Source organism: Streptomyces sp. NPDC017993, from assembly GCF_044328065.1.
Classification (GTDB): domain Bacteria; phylum Actinomycetota; class Actinomycetes; order Streptomycetales; family Streptomycetaceae; genus Streptomyces.
Map to the genome: position 1 here is coordinate 316,972 of NZ_JBIRGO010000001.1, position 15,721 is coordinate 332,692.

Annotated in this window: 15 protein-coding genes; 6 read left to right on the top strand and 9 right to left on the bottom strand. The window is 71.3% G+C overall.

Going from position 1 to position 15,721, the window contains the following annotated elements:
- Nucleotides 1-3: 3 nt before the first annotated feature.
- Nucleotides 4-570, top strand: coding sequence for a hypothetical protein (locus ACH4FH_RS01550; protein ID WP_398553682.1), 567 nt, complete (start codon nt 4-6; stop codon nt 568-570).
- 36 nt (nt 571-606) lie between these two features.
- Here ACH4FH_RS01550 and ACH4FH_RS01555 read toward each other — a convergent pair whose 3' ends face one another.
- The 3 genes from ACH4FH_RS01555 to ACH4FH_RS01565 are packed head-to-tail and all read right to left on the bottom strand — an operon-like array spanning nt 607 to nt 3,080.
- Nucleotides 607-1,389: an enoyl-CoA hydratase/isomerase family protein gene (locus ACH4FH_RS01555; protein WP_398553683.1), complete on the bottom strand. Its 783-nt coding sequence runs from the start codon at nt 1,387-1,389 to the stop codon at nt 607-609.
- Complete coding sequence (locus ACH4FH_RS01560) at nt 1,386-1,922, bottom strand: Zn-ribbon domain-containing OB-fold protein (RefSeq protein ID WP_398553684.1); 537 nt, start codon at nt 1,920-1,922, stop codon at nt 1,386-1,388. The genes ACH4FH_RS01555 and ACH4FH_RS01560 overlap by 4 nt, the downstream gene beginning before the upstream one ends.
- 6 nt (nt 1,923-1,928) lie before the next feature.
- Nucleotides 1,929-3,080: a lipid-transfer protein gene (locus ACH4FH_RS01565; RefSeq protein ID WP_398553685.1), complete on the bottom strand. Its 1,152-nt coding sequence runs from the start codon at nt 3,078-3,080 to the stop codon at nt 1,929-1,931.
- A 91-nt stretch (nt 3,081-3,171) separates the two neighbouring features.
- Between ACH4FH_RS01565 and ACH4FH_RS01570 the strand changes: the two genes are divergently transcribed.
- Nucleotides 3,172-4,815, top strand: coding sequence for a FadD3 family acyl-CoA ligase (locus ACH4FH_RS01570; RefSeq protein ID WP_398553686.1), 1,644 nt, complete (start codon nt 3,172-3,174; stop codon nt 4,813-4,815).
- A gap of 115 nt (nt 4,816-4,930) precedes the next feature.
- Here the strand turns inward: ACH4FH_RS01570 and ACH4FH_RS01575 are convergent, their stop codons facing one another.
- From ACH4FH_RS01575 to ACH4FH_RS01590, 4 genes are all read right to left on the bottom strand, one after another.
- Entirely contained in the window at nt 4,931-5,521 is a 591-nt protein-coding gene (locus ACH4FH_RS01575) for a TIGR03086 family metal-binding protein (protein ID WP_398553687.1), read from the bottom strand.
- 230 nt (nt 5,522-5,751) lie between these two features.
- Nucleotides 5,752-7,350 carry a class I adenylate-forming enzyme family protein gene (locus tag ACH4FH_RS01580; RefSeq protein WP_398553688.1) on the bottom strand — a complete coding sequence of 533 codons (1,599 nt, stop codon included), beginning with the start codon at nt 7,348-7,350 and terminating at the stop codon, nt 5,752-5,754.
- Nucleotides 7,351-7,604: 254 nt separating this feature from the next.
- On the bottom strand, nt 7,605-7,787 hold the full coding sequence (locus tag ACH4FH_RS01585; RefSeq protein WP_398553689.1) for a hypothetical protein: 183 nt from the start codon (nt 7,785-7,787) through the stop codon (nt 7,605-7,607).
- A gap of 222 nt (nt 7,788-8,009) precedes the next feature.
- Entirely contained in the window at nt 8,010-10,952 is a 2,943-nt protein-coding gene (locus ACH4FH_RS01590; protein WP_398553690.1) for a BTAD domain-containing putative transcriptional regulator, read from the bottom strand.
- 312 nt (nt 10,953-11,264) lie between these two features.
- Here ACH4FH_RS01590 and ACH4FH_RS01595 point away from each other — a divergent pair, with 312 nt between their 5' ends.
- Nucleotides 11,265-12,494 (top strand): amidohydrolase family protein, encoded by a 1,230-nt coding sequence (locus tag ACH4FH_RS01595; RefSeq protein ID WP_398553691.1) that lies wholly within the window; start codon nt 11,265-11,267, stop codon nt 12,492-12,494.
- 67 nt (nt 12,495-12,561) lie between these two features.
- Here ACH4FH_RS01595 and ACH4FH_RS01600 read toward each other — a convergent pair whose 3' ends face one another.
- Nucleotides 12,562-12,714 carry a hypothetical protein gene (locus tag ACH4FH_RS01600; protein ID WP_398553692.1) on the bottom strand — a complete coding sequence of 51 codons (153 nt, stop codon included), beginning with the start codon at nt 12,712-12,714 and terminating at the stop codon, nt 12,562-12,564.
- Nucleotides 12,715-12,861: 147 nt separating this feature from the next.
- Here ACH4FH_RS01600 and ACH4FH_RS01605 point away from each other — a divergent pair, with 147 nt between their 5' ends.
- Together ACH4FH_RS01605 and ACH4FH_RS01610 are read left to right on the top strand one after the other, a co-directional pair.
- Complete coding sequence (locus ACH4FH_RS01605) at nt 12,862-13,074, top strand: hypothetical protein (RefSeq protein ID WP_398553693.1); 213 nt, start codon at nt 12,862-12,864, stop codon at nt 13,072-13,074.
- The gene (locus tag ACH4FH_RS01610) at nt 13,058-13,573 is read left to right on the top strand and encodes a DUF6879 family protein (RefSeq protein ID WP_398553694.1); all 516 of its coding nucleotides are present in this window, start codon (nt 13,058-13,060) and stop codon (nt 13,571-13,573) included. The genes ACH4FH_RS01605 and ACH4FH_RS01610 overlap by 17 nt, the downstream gene beginning before the upstream one ends.
- Before the next feature lie 106 nt (nt 13,574-13,679).
- Here ACH4FH_RS01610 and ACH4FH_RS01615 read toward each other — a convergent pair whose 3' ends face one another.
- A complete protein-coding gene (locus ACH4FH_RS01615; protein ID WP_398553695.1) occupies nt 13,680-14,222 on the bottom strand; it encodes a UTRA domain-containing protein in 543 nt (180 codons plus the stop codon).
- Between the two features lie 195 nt (nt 14,223-14,417).
- On the opposite strand from ACH4FH_RS01615, the gene ACH4FH_RS01620 reads away from it, so the two are divergent.
- Nucleotides 14,418-15,668: a helix-turn-helix domain-containing protein gene (locus tag ACH4FH_RS01620; RefSeq protein WP_398553696.1), complete on the top strand. Its 1,251-nt coding sequence runs from the start codon at nt 14,418-14,420 to the stop codon at nt 15,666-15,668.
- The last annotated feature ends 53 nt before the right edge of the window (nt 15,669-15,721 follow it).

The following is a 15,721-nucleotide window of genomic DNA, read 5'->3' on the forward strand; positions in this document are numbered from 1 at the left end:
GCGATGAACGAGCACACACGCACGTACAGGGGCTTCCGCAGAGGTACCCGGGCGGCCGTCGCGGCCGGCCTGGTGCTTGCCACGGTCGCCGTGGTCGGCGGCTGCGCGCGCGGTCACGGCCGGGGCGGGTTCATCGGCGGCATCGGCGGGGGCTCGGACCACACCGTCGCCGCGCCCTCCTACTCCTACTCGCCGACACCCGACCCGTACGAGACCCCGACGTACGAGCCGTCGTACTCGCCGTCGCCGACGCTGGAGACCTTCGACCCGGACGGCCGGTCGGACGTCGACGGCAGCGGCTGCGACTACTCCGAGTCGCTGCGCCAGTTCTCCTACTCGGTCTCGGTGACCAACCCGTCGAGCTCCGACACCTTCTCCTACGACATGGCCGTCAACTGGATGAAGGCGAAGCCGGCGGACGGCAAGGCCTACGGGCTGCACCAGCGCAGCATCGTCGTGGGCCCGGGCGACACCGAGACCTACACCGCCCGCTACACCATCAACCAGGCGTCCGTCGGGCAGTTCTGGTTCACCTGCCAGATCACGAGGGCGCAGAAGACCCGGATGTGACGCCGCCGGACTCGGGGGCGCCCCGGGGCGCGCGGGTCACCGCACCCTGACGTCCGTGGCCGCCGTGCCGTCCCGGCGCCGTGCGGCGAACAGCTCGGCCTGGCGCTCCGGCGGCAGATTGCCCAGGGCGATCAGCTGCGGCGCCTGGGCCAGGGCCTGCGACCTGGCCGCCTCCTTGGCCGCCCACAGGGCGCGCACGGTGCCCTGGACCGCCTCGGTCGGCTGCGCGGCGAGCACGGCCGCGCAGCGCAGGGCCGCCTCGGTCGCCGCGCCCGGCTCGGTCAGCTCGGAGACCAGCCCGATCTCGTACGCGCGCGGTGCGCCCAGCCGCTCCGCCGTCCCCATCAGCGACAGCCGGGCGATCTCCCCCAGGGGCATCCGCTGGGCCATGGCGATGGTCTCGTAGGCGCTGACCATCCCGTAGGTGGTGTGCGGGTCGAAGAAGGTGGAGGGCGTGGAGGCGATGATGAACTCGGCCTCGCCCAGGAGGTAGAAGGCGCCGCCGCAGGCCATGCCGTCCACGGCGGCGATGACGGGTTTCCACAGGTCGTTGGCCTTCGGCCCGATGCGGAGCAGCGGGTCGTCGAGTGAGTAGGGCGAGGTGGGCTGGGGGACGTCGACGGAGCGGTCGATGCCGGTGCAGAACGCCCGGCCGCCCGCTCCGGTGATCACCGCCGCCCGCACGGAGTCGTCGCAGCGCAACGCCCGCCAGGCGGACTCCAGTTCACCGGCCGTCCGCAGGTCGATGGCGTTGTGCCGGTCGGGCCGGTCGAGGGTGACCAGCGCGACCCCGGCCTTGATCTCGGTGCGCAGCGTCATGGCCGCTCCAGGAGCCAGCGCGGCACGGTGACGCCTCCGGGCATGGTGTGGAACGTGACCTTCACCGGGGCGCCGATGCGCAGCCGCGCCGGGTCGACGGAGTCGAGGGCGGCGTCGGCGGAGCTGACGAGGTTGCCGACGAGGCGGATGCGCGGGGCGTCGGCCAGCTCCACGACGATCGCGTTGTACGGCGCCTGGGCCGCGTAGGCGGGGAGCAGTGGCGGGTGCGGGACGACGTAGGACCAGATGCGGCCGCGGCCGCTCATGCGCTGCCAGTGGGCGGCGAAGGACTGGCAGTGCGGGCAGCAGGGGCGGGGCGGGAAGCGCGGCGCGTCGCAGTCGGAGCAGGTCTGGACGCGCAACTCGCTTCGCGCCGCGTACGACCAGAAGGGTGCGCCGTCGTCATCGGGGACGGGAAGCAGCAGGTCATCGCTGCCGTCGGGCTGGTTGTCAGTGGCGGGTGCCACGATCGTGACGACGGATTCACGACCGGACTCACGAACGGTTTCGCCGATGGATTCACGAGCGCTCATCGCGTATCAACTCCTCAGCAGCAGGGCCGAGGTGGGCACGCCCTCGCCCGCGGTGACCAGACAGGTGGCGGCGTCCGGAACCTGTGCGGTGCTGGTGCCGCGCAGTTGTTTGACGCCTTCGGTGATGAGGTTGAAGCCGTGGACGTACGCCTCGGAGAGGCCGCCGCCGCCGGTGTTGAGGGGCAGTCGGCCGCCGATCTCCAGGGCGCCGCCCTCGGTGAAGGCCGCGCCCTCGCCGCGTCCGCAGAAGCCGTAGCCCTCCAGGGAGAGCGGGATCAGGGGGGTGAACGCGTCATAGATCTGGGCCACGTCGACGTCCTGCGGTCCGAGGTCGGCGCCTTTCCAGAGGTGCCGGGCGGCGGTCCAGGCGGGGCCGGTGAGCGGGTCGTCGTTCCAGTAGTTGACCATGCCGTGGTGCTGGGCGGGCAGGCCCTGGGCCGCGGCGTGGATGTAGGCGGGCCGGTGGCGGCAGTCCCGGGCGCGTTCGGCGGAGACGACGACGCACGCCAGCGCCCCGTCCGTCTCCAGGCAGTTGTCGAAAAGGCAGAGGGGCTCGCTGATCCAGCGGGCGGTCATGTACATCTCGCGGGTCAGCGGGCGTTCGTACATGATCGCGGCCGGGTTCTGGTTGGCGCGGTTGCGGCAGGCGAGCGCGACGTTGAAGAGGTGGTCGCGGGTGGCGCCGTATTCGTGCATGTAGCGGCGGGCCAGCATGCCGATCTCATCGGCCGGGCGCAGCAGTCCGAAGGGCCGGGTCCACTGCCCCGGGGTCGGCAGCTGGGCCTGGGTGTTCTTCCAGGGGCGCGGTCCCGAGCCGCGTTTGCGCGACCGCCAGGCGACGCCGACGCTCGCCTGGCCGGTGGCGATGGCGGCGGCGAGATGGGCCACCGTCGCGCAGGAACCGCCGCCGCCGTAGCCGACCTTGGAGAAGTGGGTGACGTCTCCGGCCCCGATGGCCTTGGCGATCTCGACCTCGTCGGTCTCCTCCATCGTGTACGAGGCGAAGGCATCCACCTCGGAGGGGGCGATACCGGCGTCGTCGAGCGCCGCGAGGATCGCCCGGCAGGCCAACGTCTTCTCCGACTCGGGGAGTTGTTTGGCGAAGGGCGTCTGTCCGATGCCGGCTATCGCCGTAGCGTCCTTGAGGGTCGCCCCCATCGCCACCTCCGTGGTCGGTCGTCCGTGCTGACAGCGGAGGAGGCTACCGCTAATCTGACGGGTAGTCAGCTCTTTCGCGGGAGGTAGTGCGATGTGCGATGACCTGGAAGCGCGGGCGGACCTCGGGTACGGCACCCTCCCGCGGCTGGTGCGCGCGGCGGCCGAGCGGTACGGACCCCGCGAGGCGGTCGTCGACGGCCGCACCCGGCTGTCGTACGCGGAGCTGGGGGAACGGGTGGAGCGGGCGGCCGCCGCCTGTATCGCCTCCGGCGCCGCGCCCGGTGACCGCGTCGCCGTCTGGGCGCCCAACACCGTCGACTGGATCGTCGCCGCCCTCGGCGCCGTAACGGCCGGCGCCACCCTCGTTCCGGTCAACACCCGCTTCAAGGGCACCGAGGCCGCCTACGTCCTGCGCCGTACCCGCGCCAAGCTGCTCTTCGTCACCGGCACCTTCCTCGGCACCTCCTACGTCGCCTCGCTGCGCCGCGCCGCCCAGGAGGGCGAAGGGCCCGGCCCGCTGCCGGGGCTGCCGCAGCTGGAAAAGGTGGTGGTGCTCTCCGACGACGCCCCCGCCGACTTCGTGACCTGGCGGGACTTCCTCGCCGCCGGGGAGGCGGTGCCCATGACGACGGTGCGCGCCCGCGCCGACGCCCTGCGCCCCGACGCTCCCTCGGACATCGTCTTCACCTCCGGCACTACCGGCCATCCCAAGGGCGCGGTGATCAGCCACGCGCAGACACTGCGCGCGTACGACGTCTGGAGCGAACTGGCCGGCCTCCAGGAGGGCGACCGCTATCTCATCGTCAACCCGTTCTTCCACACCTTCGGCTACAAGGCCGGCGTCATCGCCTGCCTGCTGCGCGGCGCGACGATGATCCCCCAGCCGGTCTTCAGCGTGCCGGCCGCGCTCGCCAACATCGCCGCCGAACGGGTCTCCGTCCTCCCCGGGCCGCCCACCCTCCTTCAGCAGATCCTCGATCACCCCGACCGCGAGCGGCACGACCTCTCCGCGTTGCGCGTGGTGGTCACCGGCGCGGCCGTGGTCCCGCTGCAACTCGTCGAGCGGCTGCGCGATGACCTGAAGGTCGCCACCGTCCTGACGGCGTACGGCCTCTCGGAGAGCTCCGGCATCGTCACGATGTGCCGCCGCGGCGATCCCCCCGAGGTCATCGCCTCGACCTCCGGCCGCGCCATCCCCGGGACGGAAGTACGCGTCGTCGACGCGGCGGGCCGCGCGACGGCACCGGGCGACCCCGGCGAGGTGCTGGTACGCGGATACCACGTGATGTCCGGCTACTTCGAGGACCCGGCCGGCACGGCCCGCGCGATCACCCCCGACGGCTGGCTGCGCACCGGCGACGTCGGCGTCCTCGACGCCGCCGGCAACCTCCGGATCACCGACCGCATCAAGGACATGTTCATCGTCGGCGGCTTCAACGCCTATCCCGCGGAGATAGAGCAACTCCTGGGAAGCCACCCGGATCTCGCCGAGGTCGCCGTGATCGGGATACCCGACGCCCGGCTCGGTGAGGTCGGCAAGGTCTTCGCGGTCCGCCGCGCCGGCTCCTGCCTCACCGCCGACGACCTGATCGCCTGGTCCCGCCGGGAGATGGCCAACTACAAGGTCCCCCGGGAGGTCGTCTTCGTCCCGGCCCTGCCGCGCAACGCGAGCGGCAAGATCCTCAAGACCCGCCTGCGTGACGGCATCCCCGGGCCGACGGGCGCCACCGCCTGACCGCCTGACCGCCCGCCGGGGCCGTCCGGGGCCAGGCGCCTGCGCCCGGGTTCGCGCCTGCACCCGCCGTCGCGGCGCCGGGCACGCCCGCCGGGCAGGTGGCGTAGGGGCCGCGCTATGCCCCCGCGGGTGTCCAGCCGGGCCGGCGGCCGCTGAGCCCCACCACCCGGTCGAGGAGCGGCGCGTCGTCCGGGACCGGGACAGGCGGGCCGAACAGGGGCTCGTTGCCTTCGCCCTCCGACGAGGGCGCGAGCATCGCGTAGGAGACCTCAAGGCTCGCCCGGTCGGGCGCGTACTCCTGGCCGGTGGCGCGAGCGAGATCCCAGCCGTGCAGCACCAGCTCGTTGAGGGCGATCCGGCCGGCGATGGGCGCGGGCAGGGCGATGCCGCCCGCCTGGGTGTCGCCCTCCCAGGCGTCCGGGGCGCGCCATGCCTCCGTCAGCGCGGCGAGGTTGCCCTCCAGCGTGCCGCGCCAGCCGGGTTCCACGTCCGGCACGGTCTCGCCGGGGGCGGTGTTCGTCGACGGCCCGAGGTCCTTGCGTGCGGCGTCGCGGAAGGCGGCGGTCAGGCCCACGAGGTGGCCCAGCACCTGGCGCACCGCGTACTTCTCGCACGGCGTGGGCGCGTCGAGCTGTTCCTCGGTGGTGTGCTCCGCCAGCCGTGCCACCAGCCGGGCCTGTGCGTCGAAGTCGATGGTCTCGGTCATGTCGGGGTCCTTCCGTCCTACCGGGGCCGTCCGTATCGGGACGGGCCGCACGGGCATTCCGGCCCGTACTCAGTGAAGACTTCCGCGGCGAGCGGAACTCATCGCCTTTCACCGGGCCGGTCACCCCAGCGGGCGGCGCACGGCCCACAGCCGTCCCGGTCAGTGCCCAATCCGGCCCGGTCCGCGGTCGGCGCGCGGCGCCCACCGCGCTCGCTCCGCACGCCGCTGCGTCAGTCCGCGTACCTCGCGCGCAGCGCCGCCTTCAGCACCTTGTTCAGCGGGCCGCCGCGCGGCAGCTCCGCGACGGTCTCCAGCTGCTCCGGCAGTTTCTGCGTCATCAGCCCGGCCGCCCGGAGGTGCGCGGTCAGGCTCTCCGGTGTGGGCGGCGGGGCGGCCGGGTCGGCGAGCGTGATCACCGCGCAGACCCGCTCGCCCCGGACCGGGTCGGGCAGCCCGATGACCGCCGCGTCCGCCACCGCGGGATGGGTGCGTACCAGGTCCTCGATCTCCTGCGCCGAGATGTTCTCGCCCTTGCGGATGATGATGTCCTTGAGGCGCCCGGTGAGGACGAGATGCCCGTCCGGGCGCAGCAGGCCCAGGTCGCCGGTGCGGAAGTAGCCCTCGGCGTCGAAGGCGTCCGCGGTCAGCGCCGGGTCGGTGTAGCGGCGGAAGACCATCGTGCCCTTGAGCGTCACCTCACCGGTCTCCCCGGGCCCGGCCTCCGTGCCGTCCGCCCGGACGATCCGCACCCGCGCGCCCGCGACCGGCCTGCCCACGGTCCGCGACAGCTGCTCGTCGCTGTCGTACGGCGTCCCCATCGCGATCATCGGGCACTCCGTCATCCCGTACCCGTGCACGATGGCGCACTCCAGCTCCCGGCCGGCCGCCGTGTACAGCTCCGGCGGCATCGGCGCGCCGCCGCCGGAGAGCAGCCGCAGGGAGGGGATCAGCCGTCCCGCGTGCGGCTCTTCCTGCCGGTAGCGGCGCGACGCGTCCAGGAAGGCCTGGTAGAACGCGGTGCTCCCGCCCGCCATCGTCACCCCGCGCCGCCGGTAGACCTCCGCCGCGCGGCGCGGCTCAAAAGCGTCAAGGAGGACCGCGGGGAAGCCGCTGACCAGCATGGCGATGACGTAGTCCGGGCCGGCGATGTGCGCGTAGGGGAAGGCGATCGAGCCGATGTCGTCAGGTGACATGCCCAGCGCGGTGGCCAGTCCGACGCCGCCGGCGATGAGCGTGGCGTCGGTGTGCTCGACGCCCTTGGGGGACGCGGTGGTGCCGGAGGTGTAGTAGATCCAGGTGGTGGCGTCGTGACGGTCCTGGTCCCGGTCGCTGGCCGGTCCGCCGGAGCGTGCGCCCGCGGGCTCGTACGGCCGTGTGCCATCGCCGTCGGGGTCGGCCTTCGGCAGGCCGTCCTCGACGGAGATCACCCGTACCCCGTCCCCGGCCAGCTTCCGCACCATCGCGGTGTGGTCGAACCCCCGCCACTCGCCCGGTACGAGGACATACTCCGCGGCCGACTCGGCGAGGATGAAGCCGACTTCGCGCTCGCGGTGCAGCGGGATGATCGGTGTCTGGACGGCGCCGAGCCTTGCGAGGGCGAGCGAGGCGATGACCGTGTCGATCCGGGTCGGCAGCTGCCAGGCCACCCGCGAGCCGGCCTCGATCCCCAACTCCCGGAAACCGGCCGCCACTCGCAGCGCCTCGTCCCGCACCGCGTCGAAGGTCACGGTCCGCCCGTCCCCGTCGAGGAACATCGGTCTTCCGCGGGAGGCCCGCGCGCGGTACTCGACCAGCTCCCAGAGCGTCTGTATACGAGCGGAATCGAACACGGCGCGCCTCCTGGCTGCGAGCGGGGCGGAGCGGGGGCCGAGGCCCCCGGCGTGCCTGCCTGCACGGCAGGGCCGGGCGGCGCGACTCTAGCAGCGCAACTGACGCTCCGTCAGGAGGTGTGCGGGCCCGGAATTCCACGGACCCCGGACATGCCGCAGGGGCCGGCCTCGATGGCTCCCCTCCTGCCATCAAAGCCGACCCCTGCGATCCCCCGGATTCACCCGGTGAAACTGGTGACCGCGTGGTGCCGGTCTCAGTTCTTCGGGTCGCCCAAGGGAAGGTGCTTGTCCTTGGGCTTCACCGCGCCGTCGACCGGCGCCGCGAGCGTGCTGTCCGCCGCGGTCGCCTCGATGCCGACGATCGGGCGGTGGCTGTCGAGCGGTTTGAGGATGTCCTTGTCGTCGCCTGCCTGCTGAGCGAGGTTCTCGCTGCTCAACGCAATCAACTCCTGTATGTGGGCACTGATCGGTCCTCCCGGCCGGCAACTCCCCCGAGTATCGCCGGACGGGCGGACCTTGGCCGGGCACCATACGGTGGGGCCTCGTCACCGAGCCGCTTGCCCCCCGAGGCGGCGGATCGGTATGAGGAAGAGAATGGCCGGTGGCGATGAACGATCGATAAACGCCGTTGATTATGCCGTTGACCTGCGGTGATGCAGCTATGCCGCGGTGGCCACGGTCAGCAGCCGTTGCACTCTGACGCTCTCGGCCGAGCCGAGCCGCTCGTAGACAGCGAGCGCCTCCTGCCAGCACACCCGCGCCCGGCCGCTGTGCCCGACGCCGTTCAGTGCGCGCCCGAGGGCCGTCAGCGCGTTGGCACGCCACAGCTCACCACCGGTCACCCGGAGGGTGGCCAGCGCCTGTTCGGCGTGGTTGGCGGCCTGCGTGGGCCGCCCGGCAGCAAGGTCGACCTCGGCCAGCCGGAAGTACGTCATGCCTTCCCAGAACCTCTGCCGGCTGTCGCGGAAGATGTGCAGCGCTTCGAGGAGCTGCTGCGTGGCGTCGTCGAGGCGCTGCGCGAGGGTGAAGGCCACGCCCAGTGCGTACATCCCGTTGGCGAGCCGTCGGGTGGCGCCGATCTGGCGGTATATGGCGACGCCCTGCTCGGCGAGCTGGATGGCGCTCGCCACCCTCCCGGTGTCGAGGTGGACCCGGGAGAGGTTGCACAGCGCGCTGGCCTCGGACTGCTTGTTGTCGTCGTCCCGGAACGCGTCCAGCGCCTGGCTCAGATACCCCTCCGCGTCCGCGTGCCGGCCCTGAATGCTCGCGATGATGCCGCGGTCGTTGGGCGCATAGGAGGAGGAGAAGGGATCGTTGGTGGCCAGGCCCAGCAGCATCGCGTACTTGGCGTTCTCGTCCGCCCCGTCGAGCCGGCCCGCCAGGGTGCGGGCGTAGCTGAGGGCGGTGTGGATGCGTGCCTCGGCGTGCTGGTCCCCCAGCTCGCGGGCGGCGGCGAGCAGGGCCGTGTTGACCTGCTCGTACTGCAGGGCGTACGCACCGGACTCGGCGAGGTCCTTGGTGAGCAGGAGCAGGTCCGCGGCGCGGCGCAGGGTGTCGCGGCCGTTGGACTGCTTGGCGCAGGCGAGCAGGCAGCCGGCCTCGCTGAACAGCCACTCCAGGGCAGGGGTGCGGTCGGCGAAGACCAGCCCGGGGTAGTGGGTCGGCTCCATGTGGTCGACGAGCCGGTCACCGGGACGTTCGAGGAGGTACATATGGGCCGCGGTCGCGGAGTAGAAGTCCAGCAGCCGTGACAGTGCGGCGTCCCGCTCGGTCGGCGGGTGCTCGTCGCGCTCGGCGCAGGAGCGGGCGTAGAGCCGGACCAGGTCGTGGAAGCGGTAGCGGCCGGGGGCCGCGGATTCCAGGAGGCTGGCGTCGACGAGGGATTCGACGAGATCCTCCGCGTCGTCGAGGTCCATGTCGAGGATCGCGGCCGCCGCGGCGAGGGAGATGTCCGGGCCGTCGGCGAGCCCCAACAGGCGGAACGCGCGGGCCTGATGGGGCTCGAGCTGGCCGTAGCCCAGCTCGAAGGTGGCCTTGACGGCGAGGTCGCCGGCGCGCAGCTCGTCCAGCCTGCGGCGCTCGTCGGCCAGCTTGCGGGCCAGGATGGAGACCGTCCACGTCCGGCGGGCGGCCAGCCGGGAGGCGGCGATGCGGATGGCCAGCGGCAGAAAGCCGCAGGCGCCGACGACGGCCATGGCGGCCTGCCGTTCGGAGGTGACGCGCTCCTCGCCCACGATGCGGGTGAAGAGGGTCAGCGCCTCCTCGGGGCTCATCACATCGAGGTCGATGAGGTGCGCCCCGGCGAGGTCGATCATGCGGGCACGGCTGGTGATCAGAGCGGCGCAGCCCTCCGCGCCGGGGAGCAGGGGACGGATCTGCGCGGCGTCCCGTGCGTTGTCCAGTAAGGCCAGTACGCGGCGGCCGGCGAGGGTGGAGCGGTAGAGGGCGGCGCGCTCCTCCAGGCCGTCGGGAATGGAGGAGTCGGGCGTGCCCAGGGCGCGCAGGAACGCGCCGAGGACGGCTACCGGCTCGGACGGGGTGTGGCCGGCGCCCTGGAGGTCGGCGTAGAGCTGCCCGTCGGGGAAGTGCTCGCGGGCGGCGTGCGCGACGTGGACGGCGAGGGTGGTCTTGCCGACGCCGCCGATGCCGGTGAGCGCGGAGACCGCCATCACGCTGCCCCCGGCGGTGGCGAGCTGTTCGCCGAGTTCGGCGACGAACGGGGCACGGCCGGTGAAGTCGGCGACCGTGGCGGGGAGTTGCTGGGGTCGCACGACGACCTTGTCGGCGGCGTCCGGGTCGTCGTCGATGACCGGCGGTGCGTCCAGTTCGGTGTCGGCGCGCAGGATGCGCTGCTGGAGATCGGAGAGCGAGGCGCAGGGGTCCACGCCCAGCTCGTCGGCGAGCAGTCGGCGGGTGTCGGCGTAGACGGCGAGTGCCTCGGCCTGCCGGCCGCTGCGGTACAGCGCCAGCATGAGCAGTTCACGCAGTCGCTCGCGCAGGGGGTGGGCGGCGGTCAGCGCCGTCAGCTCGGAGACCACCTCGGCGTGGTAGCCGACCTCCAGGTCGAGTTCGAGGCGGGTCTCGACCAGGGAGATCCGCCACTCGTGGAGGCGGGTGCGCTGGGTTTCGGCGTACGGGCCGGCGAGACCGGCGAGCGGTTCGCCGTCCCACAGGGCCAGCGCGGTGTCGAGGAGTTCGCGGGCCCGGCCGCGGTCGCCGGCGGCCTTGGCCTTCTCCGCCTCGGCGGCGTACTGCTCGGCGTGGTCGTGGTCGAGGTCCAGCGGGTGGTTGTCCGCCGACCGGATCGCATAGCCGCCGGACTCGCTGACCAGCACGTCCGCGTCCTCGCCGAGCGCCTTGCGGAGCCGGGAGGCGTAGGTGCGCAGGGCGGCGAGCGCGGCGTGTGGCGGCTCGTCACCCCACAGTGCGTCGACGAGTTCCGCCGCGGTGGCGGTGTGCCCGCCGCGCAGCAGTAGGGCCGCGAGCAGCGCGCGCTGCTGCGGTGACCCCGCTGCCAGCGGCGTGTCGCCGCGCCAGGCCCGTACGGGACCGAGCACGGTGAAGCGGAGCCGCCCCCGCCCCTGCCCCGGACCGACGTCCATGGTGTCCCCCTGCCCTGTGCTGTCCGTTCGCGCTGATCGCACCGTTCGCATCGGCCAGTCTGCCTTGTCGCGGGTGCTTACGTCAGTAGGGGTCCGGAGCGTGCACAAAGCCTCCTCGGCTGATGGCGCCGGGGTGGGCGGCGCGCGGCGGGGCGCGGCGCACAGGCTTCGTGCGCCCCTCGCGCGCTCGTGCTACCGGAGTGCGCCCCCTTTTCCTCCGTCCCGCCGGCCCGTTGCTGCCTTCGGCGTTCACCGTGCGACCGCCCCGCACAGTTACTGACGGATCGTCAGATCGGCGCTACCGTGGGAAACATGGAGAGCTTTCCGAAGATCATCTCGGTGGACGACCACACGGTGGAACCCCCGCACGTCTGGCGGGACCGGCTCCCGTCGAAGTACCACGACGTCGGCCCGCGCATCGTCCGGGCACCCGTGCGGGAAATGACCTTCGTGGGCGGAAAGTTCGCCCCGAAGATGGGTGACGTGGGTGACGACGGGCCGATAGCGGACTGGTGGATCTATGAAGATCTGCACCGGCCGCTGACCCGGCTGGACACCGCCGTCGGCTACTCCCGTGACGACATCAAGCTCGAAGGCATCACCTACGAGCAGATGCGCCCCGGCTCGTTCAGCGTGCCGGAGCGGTTGGCCGATATGGACCTCAATCATGTCCAGTCGGCGCTGTGCTTCCCCACCTTCCCCCGGTTCTGCGGCCAGACCTTCACCGAGGCCAAGGACCGCGAACTGGGGCTCCTCGGGGTGCGCGCGTACAACGACTGGATGGTGGAGGAGTGGTGCGGGCCGCAGGCGGGGGGCCGGCTGATCCCGCTGACCCTCATCCCGCTGTGGGACGCCGAACTCGCCGCCGCCGAGGTGCGGCGCAACGCGGCCCGCGGGGTGCGCGCGGTCTGCTTCAGCGAGATCCCGCCGCACCTGGGGCTGCCCAGCGTCCACACCGACTACTGGGACCCGTTCCTGCGGGCCTGCGACGAGACCGGCACCGTCATCGCGATGCACATCGGCTCCTCCAGCAGGATGCCGTCCACCTCCGCCGACGCGCCCCCCGCGGTCGGCTCCACGATCACCTTCGCCAACTGCTGCTTCTCGATGGTCGACTGGCTGATGAGCGGCGCCTTCGACCGCTTCCCCACCCTGAAGATCATGTACGCCGAGGGCCAGATCGGCTGGATCCCGTACATCCTGGAGCGCGCGGACGTGGTCTGGGAGGAGAACCGCGGCTGGGGCGGCGTCGGCGACAAGGTGCTGCGCCCACCGTCCGAACTCTTCACCGAGCACGTCTACGGCTGCTTCTTCGACGACGCGTTCGGCCTGCAGAATCTCGACGCGATCGGCGTCGGCAACGTCCTCTACGAGACGGACTACCCGCACTCCGACTCGACCTGGCCTCGCTCCAAGGAGGTCGGCGAATCCCAGATGGGCCACCTGGCCCCCGACGTCGTCGAACGCATCGTCCGCGGCAACGCCATCGAACTGCTGGGACTCACGGCGGAGGGACTGTGGGGGCCGGGGGTGGTGGGGTGACTGGGTGCGGGGGCGGTCCGTGCAGGGCGGCGCCATTGCGGAGTGAACTCGTACGAAGAGCTGCGGGTCATCCGATCCCGATCTCGTAGCGGAGCCGCTGAAGGTGTCCGGGCATCGCCATCCTGTCGACCTGAATGGGCCGTTCGCTGCCGTCCAGCGTGACGCGTGTCAGCTGCAGCAACGGATCGTCCCGGCCGACCTGGCCCTCACGCCCGCACAAGGCAGCGGAGGGTGCGCCTCCGTCGGAGGTCGCACCAGTTCATGCAACAACACGCATAGTCGCGAGAGTGCATGGACGCGCCCCGCCGGACGCTCCTACCGTCGTGTCCAACGGTCCAACAGGGGCCACGGACCCGGGGGTTTCAGCATGGCGCGCGAGGAACTGACCCGACTTACCGGAAGTGGAAGCGGCAACGGCGAGTGCGGAGAGGACGACTGCCCGAACGTGTACCGCACGGAGCGCGGAACCTTCGTCGTCCAGGGCGACGCGTCCGAAGCCTTCGCGGCGCCGCAGGGAGAGGGACTCGTAGAGATTCCGGAAAGCGTTCTTCGGGAGGCATTTCGTGCTCTTGGATGGTGACGAGTGGCGGGCGACTCTTCGCCAATTCCGGTCGGAGGCATGGCGACTGGAAACCCTGCCGCAGTATCTCGTTCCGCAGGAGTCCGAAGAGATCGAAGCGTTCCGGGCCGGTAGGCGAATCGACCCGTACGCCTACTCGTCCCCGTATGCCGAGAACCTGAAGCGGTTGCGAGGAGAGGGGCGGCGTAAAGGGCGGGTGCACATCGTGACGCAGCCGCTGTCCGAATACCTGCGTTTCGAGTTCTCTCGGTACTACGCCCCGCACTCGCTGGCCGGCGAGGATATCCGAGTCCTCGACGTCACCGGCCGAGAGAACCCGTTGCCGGGAGTCCAGGACTTTTGGATGTTCGACCGGACGACGGTTGTTCTCATGCACTACGAAGAGGACGGAACGCAGATCAGCCGCGAACTGCACGAAGGTGACCCGGCGCCGTTCATCGCGTACCAGCGGATCGCGGTTGCCGAGTCGGTGCCCTTCTTGGAGTACGCGAGAGAGTGACGTTCGAACCCGAGCAGCTCGGCCGGTCCGGTCAAGAACTGGCCTCGATGCTCCGCGAGCTACGCAAGCGAGCCGGACTCTCCGGGGTCCGGTGGTCTCGGCACGGTCATGCGATCCCGATCTCGTAGCGGAGCCGCTGAAGGTGTCCGGGCATCGCCATCCTGTCGACCTGAATGGGCCGTTCGCTGCCGTCCAGCGTGACGCGTGTCAGCTGAAGCAACGGATCGTTCGAGCCGGTCCGCAGGGCGGCGCATTCCTCGGCGCTGGGCAGCCGGGCGATGACGTCCTCCTGGACCCGGGCGCCGACGTGCCCGAGTGAGGTGAGCAGGGAGACCGCGCCGCCAGGAATCTTGGCGGTCCCGGCCAGGCGGGTTCCTCGTGCGATCTGGGCGGGGTAGTAGGTGTCGGTCAACTCGCAGGGCACGTCATCGAGGAACATCACGCGGCGGCGTACGACGACGCCCTCGCCCCCGGCGACCCCCAGGAGTTCCGCGATGTCGGCCGGTGCCGGGACCTCCCCGGCGTGAACGATGCGTTGAGTGCCCCGGCGGCCCCGGGCGGCAGCCTCCGCGCCCCAGGCGTCGGGCTGCCCCTTCGCCGTCGGGGTGAGGTACGGAACTGAGCTGCTGACCCACTCGCCCATGCCCATGGCGTCCTCCTGCGCGGTTGGCGATCTCAACCTGTTGCATGCACGGTAGGAGCCGTCCGTCCCACCACGTCGCACCCGGTTGCCTTGCGAGTGGTGGCGTGTCCTGGCCCGGTGTGGGGCCCCACAAGGGATCACCAACTGAGGCCTCGCGCCGTACTCTGAACAGTGACGTGCTGTCCAGAGAGGGGCAAGGCCGTGTCTTCAGATGCTACGCCGGACCCGTTCGCCGAGCCGGTGGCATTCGGTCAGCGGATGCAGATCCTGCGGATCCGTCGAGGTATGAGCCGCAATGTGCTGGCCGGCTTGGTGGGAAAGTCGCCAAGCTGGGTCAAGCAGGTTGAGGGCGGGCGCCTGCAGATGCCCAAGCTGCCCATGGTCCTGCGCATCGCGGAGGCTCTCAGGGTTCAGGACCTTTCCGACCTCGCGGGTGATCAATCGAGGCCGATTGCCCTGTTCACGGGCCCCGGGCATGCGCGCCTGCCGCAAGTGCGGGCTGCCGTCGACGCGTTCCCCTTGACCACGCAGCGGGAGGCACCCGCCCCCCAGCACGTTCGGGAACGGCTCGCCCGCGCATGGGGTGCCCGGCATTCCGCGCCGCATCACCGGGATGTCATCGGGGCCCTCTTGCCGGACCTCATCCGGGACGCGCAGCTCGCGGTACTTCAGGCCGACTCGGCGAGCGAGCGGCGCGAGGCCCAAGCGTTGCTGTCCGAGGCGTACAGCCTGAGTCAGTTCTTCCTCGCGTACCAGCCGGACTCGTCGCTGCTGTGGCGGGTCGTGGAGCGCGGGATGATCGCTGCACAGGAATCCGAGGACCCGCACACCATCGGAGTCTCTGCCTGGTTGGCGACGCAGGCGCATCGCGACAGTGGGCACGCACACTTCGACGCTGCCGACGCGGTGAACCTGGCGACGATCCGCTACCTGGAAGCGTTCTTGCCGAACGCGGGTAACGATGTGCTCGCCATCGCCGGAGCGCTGCAGTTCGAGGCCGGTTACACCGCTGCGCGGCGGGGGGACACCGGAGCGGCTTGGCGGTACTGGGACACGGCGCGCGGCGTGGCGGACCGCTTGCCCATGGACTATTTCCACCCCGTGACCTCCTTCTCCCGGGCCGTCATGGGAGCGCACGCGGTCACTGTCGCGGTCGAACTGCACGCGGGGGGCGAGAGCGTCCGCCAGGCGGCCGCTGCGGATGTAACGACGATTCCTTCCCGGCCCCGGCGGGCACGGCACCGGATCGAAGAAGCCCGCGGCTATCAACTCGACGGACAGGCCGAGGCGGCACTGGCCGCGCTCGACAAGGCGTACCAGGCGGCACCGGAGACCGTTCGCTACAACGGTTACGCCCGGCGCATCGTCCTGGAAGAGGTGGAGTCGAAGAGTCCGTCCCAGCGGCGCCGGGCAAGTGAACTCGCCATGAAAATCGGCACATTGGCAGCATGAACGAGGGGGCACAAAGTGTGCCCCCTCTTCCTGTTCAGGGGCCCTACGGTCAG